21 protein-coding genes are annotated in these 26,838 nt (G+C 44.5%); 14 read left to right on the top strand and 7 right to left on the bottom strand.

Translation table 11 applies throughout. From position 1 onward, the window contains the following. Window positions 1-10: 10 nt before the first annotated feature. The 5 genes from LL912_RS11965 (at window position 11) to LL912_RS11945 (ending at window position 7,121) form a co-directional block, all read left to right on the top strand. Window positions 11-502: a hypothetical protein gene (locus LL912_RS11965; RefSeq protein ID WP_235553803.1), complete on the top strand. Its 492-nt coding sequence runs from the start codon at window positions 11-13 to the stop codon at window positions 500-502. Window positions 503-1,048: 546 nt separating this feature from the next. Further along, window positions 1,049-1,855 (top strand): hypothetical protein, encoded by an 807-nt coding sequence (locus LL912_RS11960; protein ID WP_235553802.1) that lies wholly within the window; start codon window positions 1,049-1,051, stop codon window positions 1,853-1,855. Between the two features lie 646 nt (window positions 1,856-2,501). Next, window positions 2,502-3,194 (top strand): hypothetical protein, encoded by a 693-nt coding sequence (locus LL912_RS11955; RefSeq protein WP_235553801.1) that lies wholly within the window; start codon window positions 2,502-2,504, stop codon window positions 3,192-3,194. A 749-nt stretch (window positions 3,195-3,943) separates the two neighbouring features. Beyond that, the gene (locus LL912_RS11950) at window positions 3,944-5,338 is read left to right on the top strand and encodes a hypothetical protein (RefSeq protein WP_235553800.1); all 1,395 of its coding nucleotides are present in this window, start codon (window positions 3,944-3,946) and stop codon (window positions 5,336-5,338) included. Window positions 5,339-5,876: 538 nt separating this feature from the next. After that, on the top strand, window positions 5,877-7,121 hold the full coding sequence (locus LL912_RS11945; RefSeq protein WP_235556550.1) for a glycine-rich domain-containing protein: 1,245 nt from the start codon (window positions 5,877-5,879) through the stop codon (window positions 7,119-7,121). Window positions 7,122-7,633: 512 nt separating this feature from the next. Here the strand turns inward: LL912_RS11945 and LL912_RS11940 are convergent. From LL912_RS11940 to LL912_RS11925, 4 genes are all read right to left on the bottom strand, one after another. Further along, entirely contained in the window at window positions 7,634-8,611 is a 978-nt protein-coding gene (locus LL912_RS11940) for a hypothetical protein (RefSeq protein WP_235553799.1), read from the bottom strand. Window positions 8,612-8,836: 225 nt separating this feature from the next. Further along, a complete protein-coding gene (locus tag LL912_RS11935; protein ID WP_235553798.1) occupies window positions 8,837-10,066 on the bottom strand; it encodes a PQQ-dependent sugar dehydrogenase in 1,230 nt (409 codons plus the stop codon). Window positions 10,067-10,217: 151 nt separating this feature from the next. Beyond that, entirely contained in the window at window positions 10,218-10,634 is a 417-nt protein-coding gene (locus LL912_RS11930) for a bactofilin family protein (protein ID WP_235553797.1), read from the bottom strand. 7 nt (window positions 10,635-10,641) lie between these two features. After that, complete coding sequence (locus tag LL912_RS11925) at window positions 10,642-11,466, bottom strand: M23 family metallopeptidase (protein ID WP_235553796.1); 825 nt, start codon at window positions 11,464-11,466, stop codon at window positions 10,642-10,644. 636 nt (window positions 11,467-12,102) lie between these two features. Here LL912_RS11925 and LL912_RS11920 point away from each other — a divergent pair. After that, on the top strand, window positions 12,103-12,495 hold the full coding sequence (locus LL912_RS11920) for a hypothetical protein (protein WP_235553795.1): 393 nt from the start codon (window positions 12,103-12,105) through the stop codon (window positions 12,493-12,495). A gap of 144 nt (window positions 12,496-12,639) precedes the next feature. Here the strand turns inward: LL912_RS11920 and LL912_RS11915 are convergent, their stop codons facing one another. After that, window positions 12,640-13,899, bottom strand: coding sequence for an aminotransferase class I/II-fold pyridoxal phosphate-dependent enzyme (locus tag LL912_RS11915; protein ID WP_235553794.1), 1,260 nt, complete (start codon window positions 13,897-13,899; stop codon window positions 12,640-12,642). 166 nt (window positions 13,900-14,065) lie between these two features. Further along, complete coding sequence (locus tag LL912_RS11910; protein WP_235553793.1) at window positions 14,066-16,507, bottom strand: penicillin-binding protein 1A; 2,442 nt, start codon at window positions 16,505-16,507, stop codon at window positions 14,066-14,068. Between the two features lie 204 nt (window positions 16,508-16,711). Here LL912_RS11910 and LL912_RS11905 point away from each other — a divergent pair, with 204 nt between their 5' ends. Both LL912_RS11905 and LL912_RS11900 read left to right on the top strand, forming a co-directional pair. Continuing rightward, the gene (locus LL912_RS11905; protein ID WP_235553792.1) at window positions 16,712-17,485 is read left to right on the top strand and encodes a phosphosulfolactate synthase; all 774 of its coding nucleotides are present in this window, start codon (window positions 16,712-16,714) and stop codon (window positions 17,483-17,485) included. Beyond that, window positions 17,485-18,216 (top strand): shikimate dehydrogenase family protein, encoded by a 732-nt coding sequence (locus LL912_RS11900; RefSeq protein ID WP_235553791.1) that lies wholly within the window; start codon window positions 17,485-17,487, stop codon window positions 18,214-18,216. Before LL912_RS11905 ends, LL912_RS11900 begins: the two co-directional genes overlap by 1 nt. Before the next feature lie 551 nt (window positions 18,217-18,767). Here LL912_RS11900 and LL912_RS11895 read toward each other — a convergent pair. Continuing rightward, on the bottom strand, window positions 18,768-19,634 hold the full coding sequence (locus LL912_RS11895) for a cupin-like domain-containing protein (protein ID WP_235553790.1): 867 nt from the start codon (window positions 19,632-19,634) through the stop codon (window positions 18,768-18,770). Between the two features lie 344 nt (window positions 19,635-19,978). Here LL912_RS11895 and LL912_RS11890 point away from each other — a divergent pair, with 344 nt between their 5' ends. From LL912_RS11890 to LL912_RS11865, 6 genes are all read left to right on the top strand, one after another. Next, window positions 19,979-20,779: a glycosyltransferase family 2 protein gene (locus tag LL912_RS11890; protein ID WP_235553789.1), complete on the top strand. Its 801-nt coding sequence runs from the start codon at window positions 19,979-19,981 to the stop codon at window positions 20,777-20,779. A gap of 101 nt (window positions 20,780-20,880) precedes the next feature. Then, the gene (locus LL912_RS11885) at window positions 20,881-22,044 is read left to right on the top strand and encodes a glycosyltransferase (protein ID WP_235553788.1); all 1,164 of its coding nucleotides are present in this window, start codon (window positions 20,881-20,883) and stop codon (window positions 22,042-22,044) included. A 397-nt stretch (window positions 22,045-22,441) separates the two neighbouring features. Continuing rightward, window positions 22,442-23,704, top strand: a complete 1,263-nt coding sequence (locus tag LL912_RS11880) for a glycosyltransferase (protein WP_235553787.1) — start codon at window positions 22,442-22,444, stop codon at window positions 23,702-23,704. Between the two features lie 140 nt (window positions 23,705-23,844). After that, entirely contained in the window at window positions 23,845-24,645 is an 801-nt protein-coding gene (locus LL912_RS11875; protein ID WP_235553786.1) for a DUF5672 family protein, read from the top strand. A gap of 72 nt (window positions 24,646-24,717) precedes the next feature. Next, window positions 24,718-26,028 (top strand): glycosyltransferase family 4 protein, encoded by a 1,311-nt coding sequence (locus LL912_RS11870; RefSeq protein ID WP_235553785.1) that lies wholly within the window; start codon window positions 24,718-24,720, stop codon window positions 26,026-26,028. A 36-nt stretch (window positions 26,029-26,064) separates the two neighbouring features. Beyond that, the gene (locus LL912_RS11865; protein ID WP_235553784.1) at window positions 26,065-26,727 is read left to right on the top strand and encodes a TylF/MycF/NovP-related O-methyltransferase; all 663 of its coding nucleotides are present in this window, start codon (window positions 26,065-26,067) and stop codon (window positions 26,725-26,727) included. Window positions 26,728-26,838 lie beyond the last annotated feature (111 nt).

Here is a 26,838-nt window from a genome sequence, read left to right as displayed (position 1 = left end):
TTTAAGAACGATGCTAAGAACACCCCGATACCTTTCTTTTTTTTTATGGTGCCTGTATGCCTGCGGCCATGTGGCTGATCCGAAGCAAGTACAGGATGATACCATGAGCGGGCAACACCCCGATACCTTATTTCATCCGCCCGCTAAGGATACGCTGCCGCCGAGCAGTCCGGAATCGGGTGATTCCATTATGGTATTAGCGTCTTCCGGGAACAGGGATACGCTGCATGCGGATATACAGAAAGAGTATCAGCAAATACATATACGGATTCCGGTAACCGGTACACAACATTTAGCGGTACAGTTGAAACCGGAGGGGTATGAGCGGAATGTCCGGATCAGCCAGATTGAAATGCCCGATGGAAAAACGGATGGACCTTTTGGACTTACTATGCAATATAAAACCGGAAAAAAAGGAACGTATACGCTGATCATTGCAAGAAGCAATATGGCAGACGGGACTGTTAAAGGACCCGTAAACATTTTTGTTCAAAAAAACTAAGCGGCTGGAAGCACCGTTGATTGTGATGGATGCGATGCGTTTCTGAAAAATACCATTGTGCTTGCTAAGAGCCGCATCGATATAATAAACGACTCATCGAATAAAGAACGGTGTTCATCGAATTTCATTTAACTGCAAACGCCACAGTATCTACTTTTGCCGCACAATTTAATCAAGACGGATTGAAGCAACCAGATGAGATTTTATGATTCCGGAAAAATAAAGCTGATCTGGTTTACAAATTCGGTGTATGAAAAATGGAATATATACGGGTGTGATTTCTAGAGCGCATCCGGGAACCCGGGTTACCAGTTATACACCGTCCGTTTAAACTGCAACTCTCTTACCTTCTATCTCTTAAGGACGTATGCGTTAATGCTCAGCATTAAGCAAACGGAGGAATTATGTGCTGTTGTGTACCTGAAGAGATATCGTAAAAGGGTTGTAAGGAACGGTAGTTGCTTTTCTGTATGCGTTGAATTGTTTACACCTGATTGCTGTATGAACAGCAACAAATCATCTTAAACACATTTTAAACAAAACAAAATGAAAAAACGGTTTTTACTCCCTTTAATAGCGCTTTTTATTGCAGGCTTTGCCAATGCTCAAAATTGTATTCAAATTACCCGCGCTATCTTTTCTAATCCCAGTAATGACGGTCAAACCTGGCAGCTTGACTACAGCTACCTGACAGATGGTAACAAATCGTTACAGGTATATATTTATTGCGACGGAAACCTGGTTGCAAGTTCCGATTGTTTGAAATACCCAGGCGGGCCAGGCTCTGCACAGATGACCGGGGTAGCCTGCAGCGGCGGCCTTTCCAAGCTGAAGGCTGTATTTGTGAGATGGACCGGGAATTGTGGCGCAGCCAGATGCGGCGATGATATTGTAGTACCCGGAGATGTACCACTGGGCGTTCAGTTTGAAAGCGTAACCGCCGCGATAACAGGAGGGAAGCTGCAGGTGAACTGGCGAACCGGAAGTGAGGAAAATAACAAAGAATTTGTTGTAGAAGGGTCTGCAGATGGCCAGGTGTGGACCGCGCTTGGTAAGTTGGAATCTAAAGGCATCGATGGAAACTCCGCGCAGCCATTGGATTACAGCTTGCTGCTGAGTCTACCGGCTTCATTTGCCGCGATTGGTCTGGGTGGCTTATTGCTGTTGACTGTAACAAGATCCAGGTGGATGAAAGCTTTCATGATCCTTGCGATTGTTATTGCAGCGGGAGCCTGTGCAAAAAACGAACAAGTCCTGGAAGGGAAAAATCAAACCGCCTTTGTACGTATTGCTCAATATGATAAGGATGGCGCTGTAAGCTATTCGAAAGTAGTAAAAGTTATTCAGGAATAAGGTGTAGTAAAAACCAGGATGACGGGGCTGTCCGACGGGGCAGCCCTTTTTTTATTACTGCTTTAACCTGTTTGCAAAACATATCTGACGAACAAAGCCCGGTACTCATCGAAATTTATAAATATCCGATCTGTATATGATTATTTTTGAAGTAAGAAACGATTAGGTAATGACTGCTGTGAGATAAAGACGGTTGGTCTGATAGCCTGGCGGACAGCGGATATGCTACAAACAATATGAATGTACAGTGATATAAAATTCATTCATTACGTCAATGTTTAGTCAAAGGATCTTGCTGCATGCCGGTAATCTAAAATAAAACGGACAAGAGGCCTTGTTTTTTAGAGTCGGAGAGATGATTCGGGCGGATTACCTTTATTGATGGATGTTGATCATTGCTACATTTCCTCCAAACAAACGGTTACATTCGTTGCGAATGTTACTGCTTCCCTTGAATAAATACAAATAACAGATGCTGTGATGTAGCGCTCAGTTTATCATTCCTGTGCCTATATGCTGTGGTCTGTATACCACTCAAAACTTATTGATACTGCTTCGTATCTAAATTTTTTGAACCCAGTTTGCCTTCGCTGCCAGAAGTTGTTTCTGGAGAAGACCTCTTTTTTTGTTTTTTAAACTGCTTAAAATGAAACTCAGATTTTTATGTTTTTTTATTGGGCTGCTCGCTGCATTGACAGGTACCGCTCAAAACGATACGATTCCCAATGCCGGAGACGACAATCTGATATGGGATCTTGACATTACGTATGCTGCAAACGGAAGTAAATTGCTTGAAATAAAAGTGTACGATAACGAAGACTCTATTCCGGTGTATACAAAATACGTAACAATCAAGGATGATAATGACGAGGTAGCTGTGCTTGATTATTTGAGAATGGGTGCGGCGTTTGGACGGATAGCCGCAACTGCTGCCAATGGTAGATTAATGGTGTCCTGGCAAACGGTTACCGAGGAGAACAGTAAGGAGTTTGTAGTGGAAGGGTCTGCAGACGGGCAGCAATGGGAGGCGCTGGGTACAATTCAATCAAAAAGCAGTAATGGAAGTTCTGCCGAATCACTGGAATATGGCCTGCAGTTAAAGCTTCCGGTTTCTTTTGCAGCAATTGGTATGGGCGGGTTGTTGCTGTTAACCGTTACCCGTTCCCGAAGAACGAAGTTGCTGATGATTGCTGCCGTTGTTTTAGTAGTCGGCGCTTGTAGAAAAAAAGATCAGATGGCAACAGCAGGAACCGGTAAAACAGAATATGTTCGGATTGCCCAGCATGAAAAAGATGGTGCAATAGGTTATTCGAAGGCCGTAAAGGTGACGTATAATTAAGGCATAAAAACGACAGCCTAAAGGGTTTATTGCAATTGGGATATAGTAGCTAAACATCCTTTTTTGTCTTCCTGTAAAACGCATTTGCCGAATAAAAAAGGAGGTTCAACGAATTTATATAAAACTGGGCATATATATAAGTAGATTTGAAATTGAAAAATTGCGGACAGTACTCGTATGTGGGTGTTGTGTGAAGCAGAAGACCAGGCGAGGTATGAGCTTCGTTCTTAATGAGGGCACCGTGTAACCAGAAAACGATGGTTTCGCACAAATAATCCGAAGCCGGGCCTTGACTGTCTGTTATTTTTAATTTTTTCTGTCTATGCAATGGCATCCCTATTTTCAGGGATTTTCCAGGAGCCGGGAGGGTAGTAATTTTGTACAGAATAAATGCTCCCTGTGATGGGCTGATCCATCCTCACCCATACCTTCCAAACCAATTTGCAACATCCGTTGCGGATGTTACCGCGAACCGTGAAAGCAAACCGTATGGTTATACGGCTGCTATTTTTGTCTACATTCCGGCCGGAATGACAGACATAGATATACGCCGCTAACCCCACTCAAAACTATTGCGATACCCCGTACGTATCCGACATTTTTTGAATATCCCATCCCTCTCTACCAAATGTCATTTTGGTAACTGGTTTCTATTTTTTTAATTCTAAAACTGCACAACGATGAAAACTCGGTTTTTAATTTTAACTGCAACACTCTTTTCTCTTATTTTATTAAGTCAACAGAGCGCTATGGCTGCTCCCTGTACTTTTGTAAGCCCATTGATACAAGTTCAGGGTACATCAAACGTAATGATTAACGGGCAGCCCTATTGCCGGACAACACTAACACTTTCGGTGGATATTGATGTGAACGGTGGTAATAAATTTACCTATATACACGTATGGACGGCGACGGGGTATCATAATGGTCAAAACTGGACGTATAGTAACCAGGCGCCCACCAGTGCCAATATACTGGGAAACGCCTTATTTACATTGGCATTGGATTATACCAATGTTTCGAATCCCGTGTTGTCGAGTGTTTATGGGCCAGATAATACCGTAAACGTATTGGACGCATCCGATGGGATTACATTTAGTAAAACCCCGGTTCCGAATTCAACTGCAACTCATTTTACATTTCAGAACATCGTAATTGATTTGCCCGGAGCCTGCAATACTTCTGCACCTCCGCTGTTTAAAGGAGACTCCTGGTCTGCACAGGATAACAATGGTAAAATTGTAGCATGTGCTTTACCTGGCTTTGTTTTTTCGGCTGCAGATCCTTCGGTGGTTGCCTTGATCGGTTGTGGAAATCCTGACCCCAACATTCTGAATTTTACCGTTACTGCCAATGGCATCGGTAACTCCATCAACTTCGCTTTTGATGTATATCAGGAAACTGATGGAATTGCGGGATACTCTGCTACCGATACCAAGATCTACGATGGCGGCGCCACGCTGTATACCGTTGTCCAGGGAGCTTCCAACAGTTCAATCACTTTCAGTTCGGCTAGCGGCACCAATGACGCCACGCATATTTACCTGCCCGCCATCTATCCGGCACCTTATTCCACCAATAACCCGGACCGGATAAAAGATCTTTATGTGGTGGTACGTAATATTAGTATTACCAATGGAGGTACTACTACTAATGTGGATTTTGGATTGGTGACTCCGGCGGTTAATACCTGCAGCCCGCTGTCTGCAGCAATTGACAATGTTGCGGCCAGCCGGAAAAACGATCAGATCGTGGTAAACTGGAGAACGCTCACCGAAAAGAATAATAAGGAATTTGTAGTGGAAGCTTCCAATGACGGAAAGAACTGGACGGCTATCGGCAAATTGAATTCAAAAGGTGTAGACGGTAACTCTGACCTGCCCATCGATTACAGCCTGGCATTAGGCATCCCGGCGTCGTTGGCGGCGATTGGCCTGGGTGGCCTGTTCCTGCTAACATTGGTAAGATCCAGATGGGCAAAAGTGCTCGCAATAGCCGTTATTGTAGTAGCTGCTGCATCTTGTTTAAAAGACGGAAAGAACGTCGATGTAAATCGTGGTCAGACCATTTTTGTTCGCATCGCTCAATATGACCAGGCGGGAACGGTGCAGTATTCAAAAGTAGTAACAGTAGTTAATGATTAAGGTGCAGTAAAAACCGGGATGACAGGGGCTGTCTGAAAGGGCAGCCCTTTATGAACCGTGCCCGGCTTCTTACCCGCACAAATATCTTTTGTAAATAAATCTGGCTTGCTCGGTAAAATCTATTGCTGGCGTTAAAAAAGCTGCTTCTCAAAAGAGATGCAGCTTTTTTAATTACCGTTGGCCGGACAAGAGCGACGGTCCCTTATTTAAAAATACCCCATTGGCGGTATTGGCAAGGGATTCGTGATCCTGTACTTTTGCCGGCATCGGTACACTCGAAAACAAACGACTGATACTCCTTTAAACTAACAATGGTGATCCACTGCGGATCCCGGGCTCCTCTGAAACCTCCGATATATTAGACATACAGGAATCTACCATCCATGGCAAAATCTGTGGAGAATAGTTCTGTAGCATCTGACACAGCCACTCAAAACTATTTCTAAGGCCCTTTGCGTGCGCCGGAATTTTTTGAATCATCTTTTGCTTTACCGTTATCACCAACAACCGATTTATTTAATTCTTAAAACTGCACAAAATGAAATTATCTTTTTTTAGCAGGATGCGCATCCGGTGCGCTCTTGTAAGCATGTTATTACTTTTATTGTTTTCGACCGTATCTGCACAAACAACAACGTATTATTATACAAATACTGCACAATCGTTTATTGTACCGGCCGGCCAGGCTAACAAAGTGACCATTAAAGTTTGGGGCGCCGGCGGCGGTGGCGGAACCCGTGCCAGTGGTAACAGTACCGCCGGGGGCGGTGGTGGCGGCGGCGCTTATTCACAGGTAAATGTAACCCTGCAACCCGGCACTTATACCGTCAATGTTGGTGGAGGAGGTGTATCCGGTACCAACGGAAGTGCTTCATCTTTCAACATATCGCCTGCTTTTATCATTACAGCAAACGGGGGCAGCTCTGGTAGTAACAACAGCACCGCCGGTAGCGGTGGTGTTGCACAAACTGCAGGTGAAACCTCGTTCTGGTCTGTAAACGGTGCCACCGGTATTATTAATTTCGGCGGTGGTAACGGAGCCGACGGCAACAGCAGTGTTGGCGGGTATGGCGGCGGTGGCGGCGGTGCTGCGGGTAGTGGAGGAAGCGGCGCCAATAGCCTGGGACGAGGTCCGGGGAATGGTAACGATCTTGGAGGAAATGGCGGCGAAGGAGCAAACACCAATCTTGATGCAACTGCAGGTGATGCGCCCGGCGGTGGCGGTGGCGGTGGCTTTCGCACAAATGGTGGTAATAACAGGCCTGCTTTGAGCGGTGGTAACGGCCGGGTAGAAGTGACCGTACTGTTGGTGCTGCCTGTACAGTTTGAGTCTGTTACTGCTATTGCAACCGACGATGACCTGCTCGTAAATTTTACGACCCTTGAGGAAAATAACAACGATCATTTCAATATCCAGGCTTCCGGAAATGGAACCGATTTTCAAACCATAGCCACTATAAAATCAAAACATGCGGGTGCCGTATTTACCGGTGCTACCACCTACTCTGTGCGTACCGATAAAAATGGAAATATGGTGTTACTGGGGCTTTCTGTATTGGCGGCTGCAGCCCTGGGTTTTGGCGGAGCCCGCAGAAACCGGAAGATATTTATGTCGGCAGTATTGTGCTATGTACTGATTGGAATGGCGGCTGTATCCTGCCGCCGGAACAGTGCAGAAATTGCTCCGGTGGAAGGATCGCAAAAAGCCTTTATACGCATCGAGCAGGTAGACGCTGATGGTCACAGCAGCTATTCTAAAGTGGTAGCCGTAGTTAAAAAATGAGCAAAGATTGCTAGGGGCAGCACCGTGGGATGAGCGGGTTGGTCTGAAGGATCGCCTTTTATCGAACGGCTTAATTGTTCCGCGAAGGACAAACGCTGTATATGTTACAATACGCCCGCCAATGGCGGGCGTATTGTTGTTGCGGCAAAAATAAAAAGTGCGCGGTTCTTGTCACGAATAATCATGACAAGGCAGTTGCTGCGCTTCATGTACTTTTGTTCCGGTTAAGTCAATCAAAACTAACTGCTTTTATAAAAAGGCTCGTATAATCGCTTGCATTAAAGGTATTATAACCCTCTCTTAGTTTCTGTTATTCATACTGTGTATAAGCTGGGTGTTGAATCAGGCAAATGCTCCAATAAAATTAGTAGTGGGTTATGGGTATAGGTATTGGCTACAGATCCTGCCGGATGAATGCTAAACCAGCAGCCTATGGTGTGTTCCGGCGATGGCTATCCAGATCCGAGCCATTGTCAATCGTTCGGATCATTATCCTTCGGTTGGAGAGGCCTTTACATAAATAGAGCTAATTGTGTAATTTCCGGCTCTGGTTGTTTTTTCTGCTTTTTCCCTTCCACAGTTTCAACGGGTTTGTCGTTTTCAAAATAATGATTGACCCGGGTAATGTCAATGCCGGTAATCCGTTCGGTACCCTCGTTGTTCATTTTTTTATGAATGGTCAGCTGACAGTTGATGGACGTGCCGTTTTTGAACTGCACCTTGCCGGACTGCACCAGCTTCTTAAATTCTTTGGATTGCATGTTAAAAGAGCGGGGGCGGCCCTGGTACATACCGGTCCATTTATAGCTGCTCTTTTTTAATACCGGGGAAATGATTTCAATGTCTACATCGTCAATTTCCTCAGGCTCCAGTACATTTGTGGTAAGGATATACGCACCAAATGCATGCCGGAGCAATTGTTGTTCCTGTGTTGCAATAGCCTGATGTTCTTCCAAGGCTGTAAAACACACCCCATTGATTTTGGGATAGCGGGTTAGCAGCTCAAAGAAATTGGACCGTCGTTTTTTGATAACGTTACTGGTGTCCAGATTTGCGCAACTGGCTATCAGTTGCAGTGTCAGTTTTTCAATCTGCAGCCGTAACCGCTCATTGTCTGTTTGGATAAACCCCGCCGCGTCCATCAATTGTTCAATCCGCTTCCGGGCCTCGTCGCCGGCAGAAACCGACAATGGGGCTGTAACAACAGCTACCAATGCCGCAGTAGCGATGGTAACGGCGGCGGCGGCAGTTTTAGTTTCCTTTTTTAAGGTCACCCTAAAACGCCGCCTGAATCCCTTTTCCGACAATGGAACCGTTTCAATAATAACGCGCAGTTTAAGACGGGAGGCTACTTCCCGCACCAATGCCAGCAATTCATACTCGCATTTATTCTGGACAAGGGCATCCATCAAATGGGTGGCTTCTTCAAAAAAATAGGCAACTTCAATACAGTTGCTACCGGTAGGAGCTGCTTCTTTGTTTGTGCTCATTACTTCTTCTGCTTTCATCAAGGGTTGCGAAAGTAGCGCTTTTTTAACGGATGTCAAGGAAGATGGAACAAATCCTCATCCAACGCATAAGTCTCCGTTTGCTTCAGGTATTACGGTTTTATTTTACGTACGGTATGTCAGTGACCGCAAAGCCTATAAGATGCTTTTATGCTATGGTATTAGCGAATGTCGTGCGTTTCGCGGTTTTTTTCTCTGTGCGTAAGGCTACCGGCCGATCCGGTAAATATTACCTTTATCGGTAATGGTAAAAAGCATGCCGTTTACACAGGCGATATCCCGGAAGCGCTCGCTCTTATCTGCCAACAGCCGCTCTTCTCCAACCACTTTGTTGTTTTTGATCACCAGCCGGTCAATATGCTGTCCGCTGAGGGATGCTACAAACAAATTATTCTTCCACTCAGGGATGGCATTTCCCCTGTAAAAACAGATGCCGCTGGGGGAAATAACCGGATCCCAGTAATATACCGGTTGTTCCATTCCTTTTTGCTGCTGCAGGGCATTGCCTACTTTTGAACCGTTGTATTCGATGCCATAGGTGATCACGGGCCAGCCATAATTTCTTCCGGCGCGTATGATATTGATTTCATCACCGCCACGTGGGCCAAATTCGGCTTCCCAGGGTTCACCGGTGGCCGGATTGATATCCAGTCCCTGCGGATTGCGGTGTCCATAGCTGTAGATTTCGGGCATGGCGCCAGGTTTCTTCAGGAAGGGGTTACCCGCGGCCGGTTTGCCACTGGTGGTGATCCTGAATATTTTTCCAAGCCCGGACTGCAGTTGCTGTGCCTGCGCCCGCCCTTCCAAAATAGATCGCTCACCTACGGCTACCAATAGATTTCCTGATGCATCAAAAACAATCCGCGAGCCAAAATGCAGGTTGCTGTTTAAGGCCGGTGTGGCGCGGAAGATTACGGATACGTTTTCAACTTTTCCCGCGGCCTCATTCAGGGTTCCTTTGGCCACGGCCGTTAAGTTGCCTTTTCCCTGTTTTTCGGAGTAGGTCCAATAAATCGTTTTATTGCGGCCGTAACTGGGGTCAAACGCCACATCCAGCAAGCCGCCCTGACCCACCAGGTCAACGGTCGGGAAACCGGTGATCGTTTTTACCAGGCTCCCGTTCCGGTTGCGTATTTCCATATGACCCGATTTTACCGTAACCATCAGTCGGCCGTCGGGCATCGCTACAATGGCAAAAGGAGCGCCTACCTTCTCTGCTATTTTTTCTACCTTATAGCCGGTGGTGGTCTTTGTTCCTTTTACCCGGGTTTGACCGTTAAAGGCCGGTCGGTAATTACTGTTGGGGGCCTTCTTTTCTACAGCGGGTAAGGTATCCGTGTAGGGATGAGCCATAAAAAGCGGGTTGTTTGTGGCTGCAGCTGTAGCACAAGCGATGAGAAAGGTTGCCGAAAAAAGACCCCGGGTTTTGTTATGCATAAAGTTGTTTTATAAAAATGGATGATAAAATTAGGATGATCCGGTAAAGAACCTCCGTTTTAACCGGTTTATTTGTGTTTTGAAGAATGTGTATTACGTCCGCCATTCGGCCACTGTTGCGGCAAGTGTGTGCACCGTCAGAAAGAAGCGTTTAAACCACTGCTTCTGCTTTTTTAGATTTCGCAACACCGTTGGTCATTGACGCAGGAGTCGTCATTTTAAGCGTACCGTTGTATTGCCCGCCCAGCTCTACCTCAAAAGCTTCTACCTCGATATCGCCGTCGATCAGTCCGGTGCTTTTAATATACAGGTAGCGGCATTGTATATTGCCATATAGTTTTCCGTGCACAACGATGATGTTGCTTTTTACGGCGCCCCTGATCTCCGATTTTTCCCCGAGAATAATGCCTTCTTTAAGATCAATGTTCCCTTCTATTTTCCCATCAATGCGGATGGCTCCTTCGCCCAAAATGTCGCCCTTAATCAGCATGCCTTCGTCAATCACCGTATTAATTGCGATATTGTCTAAATTCGTTTTTTTCTCCCTGGATGTATTCTTTTGGAACATAGTGCTACTATTTTGTATAACGAGAAGGATCGGTTCTGACCCCGTTTATAAGGATCTCATAATGTAAATGCGGACCGGTACTTCGCCCCGTGCTGCCTACTTCCCCGATCTTCTCGCCGGAGCGTATTTTTTGTTGTTCTTTGACGTTTATTTTGGATAAATGCCCGTATAAGGTTTGGAATCCATTTTGATGTTGCACGATTACACAGTTTCCATATCCGCCTTTGGGTCCGGCATGCACAACCGTGCCATCTGCAGTCGTTTTTACGGTTTCTCCGATCTCACCCTTGAAATCAAGGCCACTGTGACTTTCAACAGAACCGTTGCCGAATGGATTGTAGCGGTGCCCGAATCCCGAGGTTTGCTCACCAAAATGCGGTCTTCCGATAGGTGTATGGCGGATCAGGTTTTCTGCCTTCACCAACCCTGAATCATAAAGTGAGGCCACTTCGTCAATGTTCGTCATGTCAAAGATTTCGGGGCCGCCTGCATGCTCCAGTGTCAGTTTTGATAGTCCTCGTTCGGCAAGGAGCCGGTTGATCTGTTGCATACGCTGATCGATCGATTTAAATGCCGCCTTTATTTTTTCTACATTGACTTCTTCTCTTACACGGTTCACATGCTCCAGCCGGCTTTTGTAGGCAAGGGAATAAAAGCTGCTGGTTTTTTTGAAGATAAAAAAGCAAAGCGATGCACATAACAAAAGGATCAGGGTGATGCCGGCAATCAGATACTTCCTCCATGATAGCAATAAGGCCGTGGGAACCTGGACTGCTTTTTTTTCTTTGCCAGAGTTGTTGACAAACAATACAGAAGTTTTATGTTTGAGCATGGCTGAATACGTTTCGGCGCCGTAAGATACGGTAAATCTGTTGTATGATAAAAAAACAGTCTATGAAAAAACGGCCTTGTTACTACTGATTTCGGTTGGGTTTCGATATCTTTTTGAAACGGCCCCAGCCCTGTTTTTACACTCCATTCACGCTGAAAAACGGAATAAAAAACAGGCTGGAAAAGCACTGGAGACCGTAGAGGGATGATTTTATTTTTCGGTTGGATATCATGGTAGATGGAGTTTTAATGGTTTGAATTTCAGGATCTTGTGATGGTTGTTGCTTAGCTAACCACCCTAAGAATTGCCAAATATTGGTTTTATACGGCGTTTTGCAGACCGTAGCTTTGTGGTATCAATTTAAAAAAAGTGCTTTACAACGCACCCGATTGAGCTCAACAACCAGGATTCGCTTGTCTCGTTTTTGTTTGCCGCCCGGCGATATTGACCATTGAAGAAAATATTATAAAGATTAAACAAAAGGAGACGTAAAATGAAGACTTTATTAACAAAAGCTGCAAATGCGGCCTATCAATTGGGACTCTTGTTTTCCAATACCATTACCACAAAGAACATCTACATCAAATAGATGTGTTTATAAGCAAAACCTTAATTAAAAATCATAAAACAATTACCATGAAATTTAAAGTATTATCACTCGTTCTGGCAGTAGCGCTTGCCACTACTATTTCTGCAGGCAATGTTATCGCAAACGATAACGTTGACAATCCTGTTGAGTTAAAGTACATCAACTCAAATACACAATTGCCGATCTATCAACTGCGGTTGAACAACCTGAATAAGGGAACGTACGCGGTTGCAATCAAAGACGAAACCGGCGAGGTATTGTATAATGAAACGGTTTCCGGTGCTAAAATCGTACGTAATTACCAGTTCGATACCCAGCTGCCGGCTGATGTAAAGCTGACTTTTGAAGTAAGCGATATAAAGAACAACAGCGTTAAAGTATACAATATCAGCAAATCTGCTAAAACTGTAGAAGTTGTTGTTGTAAACGAAGTAAAATAACCAGTAAGTAATCGTTGAAAAAACGTGTGAGCTGTCTGTAAAGACAGCTCTTTTTTTGCAGTATGGCAGCGGAGGAACATAAAAAATGAGCGATGATTCTTTTTGAGATCACCGCTCATTTACCTTTATGATTGTATAGCTTATTTAAGAGCGTTCCGCCATGTCGGGGATGGCGTTTGTTTTGTAAGCTCCCTCATCGAGTTTCTCTTTTACAGCAGAGAAAGCCTCCAGGGTAGCTTCGATATCTTCATCTGTATGACTGGCCGTAGGAATCAGGCGGTAAATAATATGGCCCTTGGGAATTACAGGATATACTACGATTGAGCAAAAGATGCGATAATTTTCCCTCAGGTCCATCACCATTGCGGTAGCTTCTTCAACGCCGCCTTTCATATAAATAGGGGTCACCACGGAATCTGTTGTACCGATATCAAAGCCGCGTTCCTTCAAACCGTTCTGCAATTTTAACGCATTGTCCCAGAGTTTTTGCTTAAGTTCCGGGCGGGTGCGCAGCAGCTCCAGGCGCTTCAGGTTGCCTATCACCAGCGGCATAGGCAGGCTTTTGGCAAAAATCTGACTGCGGATATTGTAGCGGATATAATCAATGATCTTACGGTCGCCGGCAACAAAGGCCCCGATAGACGCCATCGATTTTGCAAATGTTGAAAAATAGATATCGATCTGGTCCTGTACGCCTTGTTCTTCACCAGCACCGGCACCGGTTTTGCCCAATGTGCCAAACCCGTGTGCATCGTCTACCAGCAGGCGGAAATCGTATTTACCTTTCAGGGCTACAATTTCTTTCAGTTTGCCCTGGTCTCCGGCCATACCAAAAACGCCTTCGGTGATCACCAGGATACCGCCGGATTTTTGTTTTTCGATCAGCGCCGTAGCCCGCTCCATTTGTTTTTCAAAGTCTTCAATATTGTTATGTTTGAATACAAAGCGATGACCCGGGTGCAGTCTTAATCCGTCGATGATGCAGGCGTGACTTTCCGCGTCATAAACGATCACATCATGACGGCTGCACAGCACATCGATGATGCTTACCATGCCCTGGTAACCAAAATTCAGCAACACGGCGTCTTCTTTGTGTACAAATGCTGCCAGTTCTGCTTCCAGTTGTTCGTGCAGGTTAGAGTTGCCGCTCATCATGCGGGCGCCCATCGGTAATGCAAGACCATATTGAGCAGCACCTTCAGCGTCAGCCTTTCTGATTTCGGGGTGATTGGCCAGTCCCAGGTAGTTGTTGAGGCTCCAAACGATTACATCGTTGCCCCGGAATTTCATAACGCTACCAATCTCTCCCTCTAATTTAGGAAACGCAAAATAACCGTGAGCTCTTTCCCTGTGTTGACCAATAGGCCCGTAATTTTTTAATAGCCGCTCAAAAATGTCTGCCATATAATGATTCGATTTTTAAATAAAATAATGCGCAAATATACGATAGTTCAGCCGTCAGACCGCTACCGGCTGTTAGCCGTTTGCCTGTAGCGTTTGGCACACAGCGTTCGGCCTTCAGCCGCTAATCATCAACTGACCGGTGAATGCCGACGGCTAAGCGCTAAAGCTATTTCTCGCCTTCCTGGTTTTTATTTTTATCTTTTTTCTTAAAAAGCCCGCCCAGAAATCCTTTCTTCTTTTTAGGCTCATCTGCAGAACCGATGGGCTTTCCCTGTACGGCTTTAGACGGTTCTTTTTTGGTAGTGTCCTTCACAGGCCCCTTTTCATCGGTTACCGGCTTGGATTCGGGTCCGATGTATTCATTATTGTTCTGCATATAGTCCTGTTCGGTGCCCAGCCCTGCATCTTCTCCCTCTGCTGTGGGCTCGGGGTTTTCAGAAGTGACATATTGAGACGGATCGGCACTGAGTACTTCGTTTTCCATAGTAGCCGGCTCTGCAAATTTTTCATCCTTATTAATGCCCAGCGATTTGTCGGCGTATACTTTTTTAAAGAATGCTTCCCAGATCGGGCGTGCTGCTTCACCACCAAAACCGCCCTTACCCTCATTACGGATGAAACGGTCATCACAGCCTACCCAAACACCGCCCAGCAACTGAGGCGTAAAACCCATAAACCAGGCATCACTGTTGTCGTTGGTGGTGCCGGTTTTTCCGGCCATCTCCGCAGCACCGAGGCGGGCACGCAATCCCGCGGCGGTACCTTTATCTACAATCCCCTGCATCATGCGGCTCATGGTATAAGCGGTGGCTTCGCTGATGGCCTCTTTGCGGTTCACGCTGTAGTCAAAACGCTTGATTACATTGCCATTCCGGTCTTCAATGCGGCTGATAAAATACGGCTTGGTAGAAAACCCCCGCCCTCCAAAAATGGAATACCCCCAAAGCATTTCAAAAAGTGAAAGTTCGCAGGCCCCCAGGGCAATGGAAGGGAAGGCGGGCACTTTTGTAGGGATATTGATCCGCTGTAGGAAATTAACAAACTGGGCCGGGCCCACGATCTTCATAATGTAGGCGGTGGCACAGTTGCGCGACCATGCCAGGGCAGAGGCCATTGTCATCGACCGGCCGGTACAGGTTCTTCCGGTGGCCGGCACCAGCTGCCCGTTGCCAAAATTCTGCTGTACATCTTCAACCATCGATTCAGGCGTCATATTCTGTTCTTCGATCGCCTCGGCATATAACAGCGGCTTGATGGTAGATCCTACCTGGCGCTTGGTTTTCAGGTTTACGTGATCGTATTTGTAGGTCTTGAAATCGATACCCCCCACCCAGGCTTTTACTTCACCGGTTACCGGGTCCATTACCATAAAGGCCGATTGTACCATCGTGCGGTGATATTTGATGGAATCATAAGGCGTCATGACCGTATCCCGCCCTTTGCTGGCATTCCAGGCAAAAATGCGCATGGGCACTTTTTTATAAAAGCTGGCCTTGATCTCTTTATCAGAAAACCCATCATCAGCCATATTCTTCCAGCGGTCGCTTTCCTTCATCGCCCGGAGTAAAATATTGTCCCGGCCTTTCCATACGGCCCCGCTTTTTATAAACGACTGGCGCACCAGCGCACGCTGCAGGTTGGGTACCTGCATATACACCGCTTCTTCTGCATATTGCTGCATCAGCGGGTTGATGGTGGTATAAATTTTTAAACCATCTTCGTAAAGGCTGTAAGAAGAGCCATCCGGTTTTTTCAACCCCGGATCTTTTAAAATCGTCTTTAATTCATCGCGCAGCACATCCCGGAAATAGGGCGCATAACCGGTGTTCTCATCCATTTTTTTATAGTTGAGTTTCATTGGCATGGCAGACAGGCGCTCGCCTTCAGCGGACGAAAGGTTGCCGTTTTCCACCATCCGGGAGATTACCAGGTTTCTGCGGTCAATGGCCAGCTTTGGATTTCTCCGGGGATTGTAGATCCCCGGCCCGTTAATCATTCCTACCAGCAGGGCTGCTTCATCCACACTTAGCCGGTCCGGCTCTTTTTGGAACCAGGTCCGGGCCGCATTGCGGATCCCATATACATTATCGCTGAATGGAACGGCATTCAGGTATAAAGCAACAATTTCTTCCTTGGTAAAATTGCGTTCCAGTTTTACGGAAATGATCCATTCTTTTAATTTCTGGATAACCCTCAAGGCTTTATTGCTTGCACGCTGGTTAAACAGGGCCAGCGCCAGCTGTTGGGTAATGGTACTGCCGCCGCCTTCTTTCCCCAGTAAAAAAATCGCCCGCAGGGTTCCTTTCAGATCAATGCCGGCATGATCATAAAAACGTTTGTCTTCCGTTGCAATCAGGGCATTGACCACATTGGGAGAAATATCACGGTACTTTACCAGCGAACGGTTTCCGTTCGGCAAATAGTATTTTCCCATCAGTGTGCCATCCGCTGCCAGTACTTCGGAGGCCTGCATAATGGTGGGGTTTTCCAGCTCCGCCAGCGAAGGCATTTTGCCAAATACGCCCCAATTGGCCAAAAGCACGGTCAAAATACCCGCTCCGAATAAAATGAAAAAAATTCGCCAAAAAATACGAACGGATTTCTTCATATATCAATGATAAAGTGTTTATAATAAAATCTGGTACCAAAAATAAGTAAATGCCTTTCTATAAATAGAAAATACCGGGATAATTTAAGGCGGTTTTATCAATTGATGGTTCATTTTCAATGCTTTTTCCTGAGCCTTCATTTTATGGGTGGCTCAAACTTCCGCAAAATGGTTACTTTTGCGACGATTAATAACTGATACCGAATGAAGTTTAATTTGACGCAGATGCCGGAACGGTACGTTCGTCCACGTACAAACGGCATCACAATGGTAATGGATAAAGGGTTGAGTATAGATGAGGCAACAAGTTTTATGAGTGTTTCTCATCCCCATGTAGATGTATTAAAGTTGGGATTTGGTACCGCGGTAGTAACCCCGAACCTGGAAAAGAAGATTGAAGTGTACCGTTCTTATGATGTTCCTGTTTATTTTGGAGGTACTTTATTTGAAGCCTATCTAGTACGCAACCAGGTAGACGATTATATTGCCATCTGTAAACATTTCGGGATCGATTATATGGAAGTGAGCGATGGCTCCATCAGCATTCCTCACGCAGAGAAATGCGGTTACATTGAAAAGCTGACGAAGCACGGAACCGTTTTAAGCGAAGTGGGCAGTAAGGATGCCACCCATATTATTCCGCCGTATAAATGGATTGAGCTGATGAAGGCCGAACTGGAAGCCGGCTCTTCTTATGTGATTGCGGAGGCCCGGGAAGCAGGAAACGTGGGCATTTATCGTGGCACCGGTGAAGTACGGGAAGGACTGGTACAGGAGATTCTTACCCAGATTCCCTCGGAAAAGATCATCTGGGAGGCGCCGCAGAAGGCTCAGCAGCTTTATTTCCTGGAGTTGATCGGATGTAATGTAAACCTGGGAAATATTCCGCCCAATGAAGTCATTGCGCTGGAGGCCATGCGCATCGGCCTGAGGGGCGATTCTTTTGGATTATACCTTGATAATAAAACCGCGTTTTAATGCGACTGTTTGGTTTAATAGGATTTCCGCTAAGCCAGTCTTTTTCCAAACGTTATTTTACGGAAAAGTTTGAAAAAGAGGGGATCGGAGGCTGCCGGTATGAGGCATTTGAAATTCCTTCTATTCAGCACCTGCCGGCGTTGTTGCAACAGCACCCGGAGCTGGCGGGGTTTAATGTAACCATTCCTTACAAACAGGAGGTAATGGCGTTTTTACAGGAGCTGGACGGAGAAGCCGCTTCAATAGGCGCCTGTAATTGCATCCGGATCATCAATGGAAAATTAAAGGGTTACAATACGGATGCTGCGGCTTTTGAAACAACCTTACTGCAGCAATTGCAGCCACACCATACCCAGGCATTGATCCTGGGCACTGGCGGGGCGTCGAAAGCTGTGCGTTATACACTGGAAAAGCTGGGGATTGCTTACCAGTATGTTTCGCGCACGTCGGCGCCGGATGCGCTGGGGTATCAGCACCTGGATGCGGCAACGATGGAAGCCTATCCGCTAATCATCAATACCACGCCGCTGGGAAGCTATCCCAAAACAGAAGGAAAACCTGCGTTGCCTTATGAATGGATCACGCCCCGGCATTATTTATATGACCTTGTTTACAACCCGCCGCTGACGGCATTTCTGGAGGAAGGACAGCGCAGGGGAGCAGTGATCAAAAATGGTTATGACATGCTGGTAGGGCAGGCAGAATTAAGCTGGAACATTTGGAACAGTTAAGTTCCAGGCTTAAGTGCTATGTCAGATCCGGTTTTTTATTCAATGTGCTTCTGGAAGTTCAAGGTTTAACGTTTAAAACCGGATCCATTTTACGCTCTATCATCCGTTAATCATTCACTATTTCAGGTTCCCATGTCAGGTCCATTTTACGTTAGATGTTAGATGCCGGCTATAAGATGTCTATCGTCTGACGTCTGTCAAATATTAATCGGGGGAGGTTCACGGAGCAGGAGCGGCATCTTCAATTTTATATTTACTATTTCTTATTGGATATTTTACATTGCCGAAGGAAAGGCTTGAGGTTGGGTTCCCTTTTTATGCTTCATGTACAAACTTCTGACTACTCGGCATTTGATACCGTTTCCTGGCAGCCCGCAGCAGTTGTTCTATAAAAATCAGGGGCTTCTGTGGGCATATAAGGACGTCCGTGTACTAAAAGAACAACCTTGACCCGCCATTCCCAATTTCCTGTTTAATATGGGACCAGAGGAAGATCAGGATGCAGTAACGATATCTTCATCCCCACATTTTCAAATCAACCCATTAGCATATTACCTCATTGTTTGCGCTGCATCTGCATACAACTGCTTCACTTTGCGGTCGTACCACCATTTAGGTGCTGTTTTCTTCATCAGGGTATCGATATTCCGCATGCCAAAAAGGTTCCATACACCCTTTAACTTGCCGGACACACTGTTTTGCAAGGCCCTGAGACTCATAGCAAATCCGGCATCAATATACTCCATATGGTGCCAGTATCCGGCTGGCATAAACAGGGTGTCTCCATGTTCCAGGATCACTTCATATCCCCTGGCATTTTTTGCAGCCGGAAATTTTGCATAGTCGAATTTTTCATAATACTGCGCAAAATTTGCCAGGCTCAACACCTCCCAGGGTTTCCGGTACAATTTGTGCTGTTCCTCAAATGGAAAAAGCAATACCCTTTTTCTTCCCAGGAATTGTGTGTGAAGAATATGGCTGAGGTCGATATCGAAATGCATATGCGTAACGGAGCCCTGGCCGCCTACAAATAGCATGGGGAATTTTTTTACAAAGCCCCTCATGTAAGTATCAGGCCAGGTAAAATCGGAAACGATCTGGGGGGCATGCTGGAAAATGTTGAATAAAAAGATCCGCAGTTCTACCGGGCCTTTTTTCACCATCTCCAGGTATTCGCCAAATTTCATATAGGCATCTGCCGTATTAATTGGAGTATAGGAGTCGCTTTTTACATTATTGTAAACACCTACTTCCTTGTTTCCTACAATATCAATAAAATAATCCCAGTTCCATCTGGAAAAAGCAGGCCACTGACGGGCCAGGTCCCGGATCACCACGGGTTTATTTTGCTGATAATAGTTCTTTTTAAAATCTTCCGGGCTAAGCTGATCAAATTTATCTAAGGAGGTTAATTGCATAAAACAACAAATAAAGAGGCAAATTTAATGATAGTTTGATAAATAAAGGGTCGCCCTGGCAGCCGAAAGGGGGATTTCTGTGCCCCGGATAGGGTAAAAAAACTATCTTTGCGAGCTAAACAGAAACTACAAAGGGAAAACGTTGCAGGGCTTAAAAGATTTTATCGCTTCCATCTTCTCGCACCGGAAGAAACCCTAATTTGTAAAAGATTTGATAAATTTGAGATCCGGGATCAATCAAACTGACAGAAAGTGTTGCGATACAGCGGTTTTTTACGTTGTTTTGAGAGGTAGTGATCGTTTCAGTAGCTGGTCTAAACCAAAAAGCAGAAAGACAGAAAAATATGAAAAAAGCTCCTTTTAAGGTCGCATTATTAATCTCAACCTATAAATGGCCGGAAGCCTTGCAGCTGGTATTGCAAAGTGTTTTGTACCAAAGCCGGAGGCCAGATGAGATCATTATTGCGGAGGATGGCGACGACACACGCACGGCATGGTGTATCGGTGATTTTGAAAAACTGCACAGCATACCGGTAAAGCATGTATATCATGAGGATCGGGGTTTTCGTAAAAGTCTGATTCTGAATAAGGCCATAAAAGAGATTGAGTCGGATTATATTATTGAAATAGATGGCGATATTATCATGCACCGCGAATTTATCGCAGACCATATCGGTGCGGCCGAACAGGGATATTTTGTGCAGGGAAGTCGCACGATGCTGAAAGAATGGAAAAGCAAAGCATTGCTAAAAGCAAAAAAGATCAATCGGCTTCACCCCTTGATGAGCGGATTATACAGTCGGTTTAATGCTATAAGAATGCCCCTGTTTTCCTCCTTTTTTAAAGTAGATCCGTATAGTTCCCACAATGTAAAGGGATGCAATCTTGCTTTCTGGAAGGCTGATTATGTAAAAGTGAACGGGTACTACAGCGGATTTGAAGGATGGGGATGGGAAGATTATGAATTTGGCGAGCGGCTGATCAATGTAGGCGTAAAAAAGAAGCGGTTGAAAATGGCAGCGATCGGCTACCATATTTTTCATCCCTTAAGCTCGAGAGCCAACTTTGTACCGAATGAACTGATCTACCGGGAAACGGTACAGTATAAATACACCTACCGGCCCAATGGATATGTGGAGGCATAGCGGGTGATGATGTTTATAGGTATAGGTATAAAATGTTAATTATATACGGTTCGGATAAAGGCCGGTGTATATATCCGGATTAGTGACGGTTTTTAAAAATTATGAAGACTGTATTGTATTTTTTCCCGCTCAATCTTATGAAAAACAATACAGGGAGTATACGCCGGGCCTGGGGCATGCTGGAGGCATTTAAGAACGCGGATTGTGTTGTTGACTATGTATATAGCTTTGATTTATGGGGTGGGCCTATGGATGCAGCTGAGGCGGATGCGCTGAAAAAAACGGGCCTCGTTCGGGAAGTTTACGAACTTCGCAAGAAACCGGCCGGTTCCGGAGCGCTTAGCTACTCCATTCAATATCGCATTAACCGATTTATTAAAGATACAGCCTTCCGGCGGTCGATTCCAGATTTTGTAACGGCATATAACCGGCACTTGTTTAACACTATTCTCGAAAAGAACAATTATGACTATATTGTCATCAGCTATGCTTACTGGTCAGGGCTGGTTAAAAACAATCCTCGTATAAAGCAGGCAAAACTGATTGTCGACACGCACGATTTTCTTACAGCTCAGGAATTGGGCAAAAAACGCTTCAGTGCAGGTAGGGGCTTTGCTGATGAAATGCGGCGGCTTGGGTGTTTTGACCAGATATGGGCGATATCTATAGAGGAACAGTACCTGTTCCGCCAGTTTGTTGATAAGGATGTAAAGTTGATGCCTTACTGTCTCCAAGAGCAGGTAGTCCCCGAAGGGCAAGAAAAGGAATTTGATATTATTTATGTAGCTGGCGATAACCGCCACAACGTAAACGCGGCGAACTGGTTTTTTAAGGAGGTGTATCCGCTCATTGACTTATCTGTGCGGTGGTGCATTGTAGGTCGCATATGCGAACATATTCCGGACTGCGCCAATATACGCAAGGTGCCCTATGCACCAGACCTGCAACCGTATTACTCCCGGGCCCGGCTGGCTATATGTCCAATGCTTAGCGGTACCGGCGTAAAGATAAAAGTGATCGAGGCCCTTGCGTATGGGCTGCCGGTGGTGTGCAATCCCCAGGGGGTGGATGGGCTGGTTAATAAAACGGAAAATGGGTGTGTGGTAGCAGAATCGGCGAAAGATTTTGCTGAATCTATCTGGAAATTGCTGAATAAAGAAACTGATTATGCGGAGATAAAAAACCTTGCTGCAACTTACTTTCAAAAGAATCATTCGGAAAAAACCCTTTTAAATATCATCAAGAGTGTGCTGGTAGGCCAGTAATTTCTGTAGAATAGGGATAAGTTGAAATTGGAATAGCCGATATGTGTGCTACGTAAGATTCAAAATAATAACGAAGACGTTCTTATACTTTATTTCCTATTGTTGGGGAATAATAGGGGGAAGTGCGTACAACCGGAATTGTTTTTAATGAAAAATCACTCAAAAGAGATCTCCGGAGACCTGTAGAGAATGCCCTTAAGGTTTCCTTGAAGCATTACAAAAGTTTTACTGGTGCGGTTAGCGTATTGTGTCGTTTTACCGTTTTAACAAATAAATATGAAGCTGTTGTTGCAAAACGGCTTTTTTTGCCGTTATATGTAAGGTAAGTGGCAGCAATGCCTTGAAGATAACATTTTATTGAAAAACGTAAGTATAGTTGTATAAACCTTGATTTGCAATGATTCACAAGAAAAAAGTGCTATATTTTATGCCTGATCCACCTCTCAGAAAGGATCACGGATGCCGAACACGTGCCTTGCAATTTTTAGAATATTTTGACAGTAGGCCAGCTTTTTTTGACGTGGATTTTGTAAGTATAAAAGAAGTTGCCGGTTGGGACCAATATGATGATCGGGCGTTTAAACATCGATTTCCAAACTACGGTTTATATGTAGGCACTATTCAAATGCCCCGGAAGAATAAATTACGCTATTATTTTAAGTGGAAATTGCCCAACCTTGTCCGCAGGCAAAAACTTTTAAGTAAAGGCTCCCCAATTCAAGATCTTACTAACTCGTATTTGCAAAATCAGTTTAATCAGATCCTGCAAAAAAAGAAGTACGATGTCATTATCATTAGCTATGTTACTTGGGCGAATCTTGTTTGTAATAACCCGTATCTGAATGGAGCAAAATTGATTATTGATACACATGATTTCATGACAGTTCAATTTAAAGAGCAAAACGGTTTTAAGCTAGGGGCTGCATTTGAACGTGAAATAAAGCTGCTGTCCATGTTTGATGAGATATGGTCTATTTCCATGGACGAATATTATCTGTTTAGTCAGTTTCTGCAATCAAAGCACCGATTTGTTCCCGTAATGTTTAGCCAGGTTAATGAATCTTTTAAAGTCTTGCGTGACGGAAAAAAATATGATCTGATTTATGTAGCCAGTGACAATCCTAATAATATAAGATCTGCTAACTGGTTTTTTAAGCAGGTGTACCCAAGTTTGCCTAAAGAGCTAAAAATATGCGTTATTGGGCTTATATCAAAATATGTACCGGACTATTGTAATGTAGAGAAACACTCTTTTGTTGAGGAGCTACATGATTATTATAATAATGCTAGTATTGCGATTTGCCCGATGCTAGGGGGTACTGGGATTAAGGTAAAAGTTGTCGAAGCTATGTCCTACGGGCTACCGGTGGTTTGTAATTTAAGGGGACTAGATGGAATTCCTCTTAAATTTGATAATGGGTGTATAAGAGCTGATACACCGGAAGATTTTGCGAGCGAGATTGTTAAGCTGGCAAGAGACATTCAGTATAGGGGTTCGATCGCTAGTCAATCTAAAGCACTTTTTAATCGCTTCTTTACCATAAAGAAGGGATACGAAAATCTCGATTCTATTTTTGAGTTGCCAAAGCATATCAGTTCTTTTAACGAAAATGTTTCCCCAGTTGTGCCAAAAAGGGTATTAGATAAGGCGACAATGTAGACAAAGCCATTTTTTAGCAGGTTGAATGGTGGAGGATGAGCTGGATGCGGAGAGTTGCTTGAACGGGAAACCATTACTTTTTGCTAATTTCGTTATTGATAAATTGAGATAGCATCTTTCGTTTAATGTAGTAAATTATCATGTCGAATAAAGTTGCAGTAGTTATACCCGTTTATAAAACTGTTTTAAAAGAGTATGAAGAAATAAGTCTAACGCAGTGTTGCAAAGTTTTAGGGGCACATCACCTATTTTTAATTAAGCCGGAAGAACTTGATCATGCTATTTATACTCCTTTTTTCAGGAATAGTAAATTTTACACCGAATCGTTTTCCAGCCATTTTTTTAAGGATATAAAGGGGTACAATAATTTAATGTTATCGGCGGAATTTTACCAACGATTTTCGAATTACGATTTTATACTGATATACCAAACTGATGCTTTTGTATTCAAAGATGAATTGCAATTTTGGTGCCGCCAGGGGTTTGATTATATTGGTGCTCCGTGGGTAGAGCGGTATAAATGGAAGAGAAAAATCAGGTCTCATCTACACTACCGTTTTAACAGAAAACAGGCAAACAGTAATCAGCCCACACTGCTGCAGTTTTATAATCGTGTGGGGAATGGCGGTTTTTCTTTAAGAAGGACCGAGAAATTTTATAATTTATGTAAAACGGAACGGGACCTAATTGATTTTTATAATGCCAACAATGATAGTAAGTTTTTTAATGAAGATGTTTTTTGGTCGCTGGAGGTTAATAGATTAAAAAAGCGTTTGAATATTCCGGACTATAAAGAGGCGATGCATTTTTCTATTGAACAACAACCAGAACTTGCTATGAAATTGATGGATAATGAATTGCCATTTGGGCTTCATGGTATAAATATTTACCCTGATTTTTGGCGCCCTTATATCCATCGGGCAGGATATTTAAAATTTTAAGACAAAAGATAAAGCAGTAGTTTCATGCAGGTATCAAATTACTGACGAATAATTAATTGATTTGTAAATTTTATGAGCGTTCAAACCAAGCCAAATGTTGCCGTGATTACCTTCCTTTGCCCCTTTCCCGTATCGGATGGCGGGCGGTTCGGTGTTTTTGGTCAAATTAACGATCTGAGAAAATTTTTTAATGTTACGCTGATTTTTAAGGTAGCGGTAACCGAAAAACCGCATGTGGATGCATTGCAGGCGATGTGGCCGGAGGTGGAGATCCTGCCGGTTTATAGCAAAGATGTCATGACCAATCATGCATTAAAAAAGAAAGTGTCGGTGTTTAAGAAAATATCCCGGCTGATCAAAAAACTCAAAAAAAGAAAAGAAAGAAACAGACCGTGGCATCAGGGCGTGTCGAATCCACACCGGCATTATCCTTTTTTACCGGTTGACCGGGAAATTGTTGATTTTATTGAAGCGCTGTTTCTAAAGAAGCAATTTGACATTGTTCAAGTGGAGTACAGCGATCTGCTGCCGCTGGTCCATTCCCTGCCGCATTCGGCAAAAACAGTATTCTTTCAGCATGAAAACCGGTATCTGATTTTACAGGATTATTTCAGGCTGTATAATGACAAAAGTCTCTATGCTTCGCATGTGATCGATACGGTAAAATTCACGGAGCTGAACCTAATGAATCGCTACGACAGGGTACTGGTGTTAAACCGGAATGATTTTGCACAATTACAGGAAGGTGTTCAGGAATCCAAGCTCAGGCTATGGCCTACAGCAGTTCCCGATATGTTTTATGCAGGGGGTGATAACCGGCTGCAGCCAGACAAAGCAGAAAAAATTGTGTTTTTGGGCTCCCAGGGACATCCGCCCAATGAAGATGGATTGAAATGGTTTATCGAGGGCATGTACCCGCCTGTTTTAAAACAAACGGGGATGAAACTTTATGTTACCGGCGTGTGGGATGAGTCGTTTAAGAAAAACTATCCGGAAGTTGTTTTTACAGGGTTCCTTCCGGACCTCACAGATCTGCTGCGCGGTGCTGTACTTATTTCCCCCATACGATTGGGCGGGGGAGGGATCCGTATCAAAATCCTTCAGTCTATGGCCGTGGGAGTGCCGGTGATTACCACGTTGCTGGCTTGTGATGGGATGGAAGGAATTAAGCATGGAGAAAATATCTTTATTGCGGAAAAGGAAGCTGAGTTTATTTCAATACTGCAGGACCTGGCTGCCAGGGATGGTTTGTATGCTTCTGTGTCGGAGCGCTCAAGGGCTTTTATACGGGAACATCACAGCGAGCAGGTTACATCGCTGATACGTCAAAAGGTGTACAATGAATTGTTAGCCGAAGAACAGGATATCGATCAGGGCCAATGACCGGAGACAAAACAGTGCGTTTTAAAAAATGAAACAATGGAAAAGCAAATGGTAGAGGATTATTTGAATGAAAAGAAGTATGTACTTGAAGAATCCATGCAGGCATTGGGAAGAGAGCGGCTGTTTTATGTTCCGGTTCATTTGGGTTATGTGCGGATCAGTACATTTGAACTTATAGCGGAAGAGATCCGGAAGAACAATGTGGCGGGCGCTGTTGCGGAACTTGGGGTGTACCGCGGGGATTTTGCCCGGTACATCAATGAGGCGTTTCCGGAGAAACGCTTCTATCTTTTTGACACATTTGAAGGCTTCGCCCAAAAAGATGTTTTCATTGAGAAAGCACATAACTACAGTTCGGGTATGCAGGACTTTTCAGATACCAATGTTGCACTGGTTTTGGACAAAATGATAAACCCTGATAGTTGTATCATCAAAAAGGGGTATTTCCCGGATTCAATCGAAGGGCTGGAGGATGATTTTGCATTTGTTTCTCTTGATGCGGATTTATACCAGCCCATCTTTGAAGGCTTGAAGTATTTCTACCCCAGATTATCCAAAGGCGGATTTATTTTTATTCATGATTATAATAATGCCGAATATAAAGGGGTAAAAAAGGCAGTTACGGATTATTGCAGTGATCAAGGGGTACCCTTTGTACCGATTTGCGATCCCTGGGGAACTGCGGTTATTGCAAAGTAAAGCTGTATGATTTTGTTGCTGATTGCTAAAATGAATATGCATAATGATAATGTCCCACAGCTAAGACACTACACATCGAGTAGCGCTTTTTCATAATGAGAGGGATATCAA

Origin of the sequence: Niabella agricola, assembly GCF_021538615.1 — a bacterium.
Lineage (GTDB): Bacteria > Bacteroidota > Bacteroidia > Chitinophagales > Chitinophagaceae > Niabella > Niabella agricola.
The sequence above is the reverse complement of the archived record's forward strand: the minus strand, read 5'-3'. Positions and strand labels throughout refer to the sequence as shown.

Coding starts and splice junctions, on each gene's coding strand:
- LL912_RS11905 (WP_235553792.1), top strand. CDS start 16,712: ATGAAGTTTAATTTGACGCAGATGCCGGAACGGTACGTTCGTCCACGT.
- LL912_RS11920 (WP_235553795.1), top strand. CDS start 12,103: ATGAAATTTAAAGTATTATCACTCGTTCTGGCAGTAGCGCTTGCCACT.
- LL912_RS11900 (WP_235553791.1), top strand. CDS start 17,485: ATGCGACTGTTTGGTTTAATAGGATTTCCGCTAAGCCAGTCTTTTTCC.
- LL912_RS11930 (WP_235553797.1), bottom strand. CDS start 10,634: ATGTTCCAAAAGAATACATCCAGGGAGAAAAAAACGAATTTAGACAAT.
- LL912_RS11865 (WP_235553784.1), top strand. CDS start 26,065: ATGGAAAAGCAAATGGTAGAGGATTATTTGAATGAAAAGAAGTATGTA.
- LL912_RS11960 (WP_235553802.1), top strand. CDS start 1,049: ATGAAAAAACGGTTTTTACTCCCTTTAATAGCGCTTTTTATTGCAGGC.
- LL912_RS11955 (WP_235553801.1), top strand. CDS start 2,502: ATGAAACTCAGATTTTTATGTTTTTTTATTGGGCTGCTCGCTGCATTG.
- LL912_RS11895 (WP_235553790.1), bottom strand. CDS start 19,634: ATGCAATTAACCTCCTTAGATAAATTTGATCAGCTTAGCCCGGAAGAT.
- LL912_RS11885 (WP_235553788.1), top strand. CDS start 20,881: ATGAAGACTGTATTGTATTTTTTCCCGCTCAATCTTATGAAAAACAAT.
- LL912_RS11870 (WP_235553785.1), top strand. CDS start 24,718: ATGAGCGTTCAAACCAAGCCAAATGTTGCCGTGATTACCTTCCTTTGC.
- LL912_RS11945 (WP_235556550.1), top strand. CDS start 5,877: ATGAAATTATCTTTTTTTAGCAGGATGCGCATCCGGTGCGCTCTTGTA.
- LL912_RS11965 (WP_235553803.1), top strand. CDS start 11: ATGCTAAGAACACCCCGATACCTTTCTTTTTTTTTATGGTGCCTGTAT.
- LL912_RS11890 (WP_235553789.1), top strand. CDS start 19,979: ATGAAAAAAGCTCCTTTTAAGGTCGCATTATTAATCTCAACCTATAAA.
- LL912_RS11950 (WP_235553800.1), top strand. CDS start 3,944: ATGGCTGCTCCCTGTACTTTTGTAAGCCCATTGATACAAGTTCAGGGT.
- LL912_RS11940 (WP_235553799.1), bottom strand. CDS start 8,611: ATGAGCACAAACAAAGAAGCAGCTCCTACCGGTAGCAACTGTATTGAA.
- LL912_RS11925 (WP_235553796.1), bottom strand. CDS start 11,466: ATGCTCAAACATAAAACTTCTGTATTGTTTGTCAACAACTCTGGCAAA.
- LL912_RS11880 (WP_235553787.1), top strand. CDS start 22,442: ATGATTCACAAGAAAAAAGTGCTATATTTTATGCCTGATCCACCTCTC.
- LL912_RS11935 (WP_235553798.1), bottom strand. CDS start 10,066: ATGCATAACAAAACCCGGGGTCTTTTTTCGGCAACCTTTCTCATCGCT.
- LL912_RS11910 (WP_235553793.1), bottom strand. CDS start 16,507: ATGAAGAAATCCGTTCGTATTTTTTGGCGAATTTTTTTCATTTTATTC.
- LL912_RS11875 (WP_235553786.1), top strand. CDS start 23,845: ATGTCGAATAAAGTTGCAGTAGTTATACCCGTTTATAAAACTGTTTTA.
- LL912_RS11915 (WP_235553794.1), bottom strand. CDS start 13,899: ATGGCAGACATTTTTGAGCGGCTATTAAAAAATTACGGGCCTATTGGT.